Below are 209 nucleotides of genomic sequence, written 5' to 3' on the forward strand. Positions count from 1 at the left end.
TTCTTGACGAACTTCTGCCATTGCTTCTTCATACATTTGGGTCAAAGTCATAATCAAATCCTCATCATCACGATCTAAATCTTGTTCTTTATTTTGGCGTTTTGCGAGCAGAGCAATTAGCTCTTTCACTAATTCTATAACACTTTTTCGCAGATAGTTTCCCCTTGGCAGAGCTTCGAGTTCTTTGACCGCTTGCTTTTGGACAGTTC

General features: G+C 39.7%; 1 pseudogene. It reads right to left on the reverse strand.

The window, feature by feature from the left end:
- Positions 1-209 (reverse strand): annotated as a pseudogene (locus tag JUI58_RS11675) (hypothetical protein); the annotation flags it as partial.

It is taken from the genome of Spirulina sp. CCY15215 (genome assembly GCF_016888125.1).
Classification (GTDB): Bacteria; Cyanobacteriota; Cyanobacteriia; order Cyanobacteriales; family Spirulinaceae; genus CCY15215.